Origin of the sequence: Endozoicomonas sp. ONNA1, assembly GCF_024606325.1 — a bacterium.
Taxonomy (GTDB): Bacteria; Pseudomonadota; Gammaproteobacteria; order Pseudomonadales; family Endozoicomonadaceae; genus Endozoicomonas_A.
The window spans coordinates 1-1,615 of sequence record NZ_JAHHPN010000418.1 but is presented as its reverse complement, the minus strand read 5'-3'; the positions used below and the strand labels follow the sequence as shown (position 1 = coordinate 1,615).

At 44.2% G+C, this 1,615-nt stretch carries 1 protein-coding gene; it reads right to left on the bottom strand.

Translation table 11 applies throughout. From position 1 onward, the window contains the following. The coding region (locus tag KDK19_RS09440; protein WP_306801323.1) for a calcium-binding protein at positions 1-1,615 on the bottom strand (1,615 nt) is incomplete at both ends.

The window sequence follows — 1,615 nt, the reverse complement described above, 5'->3', positions numbered from 1 at the left end:
GGCTTTTCTCTGAGGCTTCAATAGAGATCGTATCCCGCCCGGCTCCGCCATAGACAATATCAAACTCACTTCCGGTCACAAACCTGTCATTGCCAGATAATCCCTTGAAGAAATTACGGCCACTCTTACCGACCATCAGATTGTTCTGGTCATCGCCGATTATTTTGGTGCTGTAAGCACTGCCAACCACGTTTTCAATATTTTTGACGACCCCATGGGTTCCAATAAAATCCATAAGACCCGCGTAAAATCGAACCACCGGGTAATTAAGGTGGGTGTGACGCACCCCACTACTCTTATCGACGGAGGTTTTAATATTGGCAAACTTAAGCAGCTGTTCATAATCAAACTTAATCAGTAATTTTTTTTTATTACTATTACTATTACTTTTACCCAAAAAGTACATGCTGATTGAACGGCTCTGACCCTGGGTGAACCCTTTGGTATGTATATACAGAACCCCGTTGTAAACATCGTCATCGTTAATGTAATCAACACCCATCACTTCATAATGAACACAGCAATTTTCAAGAGTGTCGTCTGCAGAAGATTTTGCACAGCGGGTTTTTTCTGCCAGCAACTGACAACCGCCACCCGGCATTTTTTTTTCATAGACACTGCCATAAACTTTTTCATTTGCATCAGCCTTAAGGCTGTTGAAAGAATGATGGCGATGCTTATCCACATTCATGGCATAATAGTTGTTGTCTTTAACCTGCGATTCATAAAGCTTTTTGTACTGTCCACCGGAGTAGTGCTTAACTTTTTTTCTGGAAAGAATTCCGATTACAACATCGCCCACTTTATAAAGTTCTGATTTAGGGATTTTATCAAAAGTAGCAGCGTCCAGTTCTTCGCTGAACGGCACCACATCTTCATCATCAGGGCAACCTGAGTCACTTCGGGATGTGTACGTTTTGCCTTTACAGGCTTTCAGATCAGAATAATCATGCACCAGAAACGCCGTTGGGCCACCCGCATAATTGATAAAGTTAATATCTACTTCCTTATTATCCTTATCCTTACCCTTAACCCGAAGGCTACCTTTGCTCAAATCATACAGATCCTTCAAAATACTGAAGTCATTGCCCTGCTGCTTAAACAGTTCAATCAGCCGGTTGGTGAACGTTTGTTTTGAGAGATCGACTTCAAACAGGTAGGGATATTCACCCAGCCACGTTTTCAGCTTATCCTGATTAAACTTGGCAACCACATCAGGAGAACTAAAGGTTACTTTTGGTCTGCAGTCGTAGCAGTGATATAACAGCTTGTGGAAAATATCGATCGTTTCTACTTCCAAAGTAACACTAAGACATTGCACCTGCTTCATTCCCCTGAAACGGGTCTCAAGCACAGGGCTGGGCAATTTCACAGTGTCATCACCGGTATTACCGTCAATAACTGCAAATCCGCTACCGGGGAGAATGCTATCATCACCTTCCCCTCCCCGCTGAATCACTTCACCGAGAGCATGCTCGAGACTGTCATCCCCGTCACCACCCCACTGTTCTTCTCCCCCCACCAGCCTGTCATCACCAGCGCCACCATAGGCTTTCCCCTGGTGCATCTCCAGAAAAATCTTGTCGTCGCCTCCCAGTCCATAAACGGCTTTGTT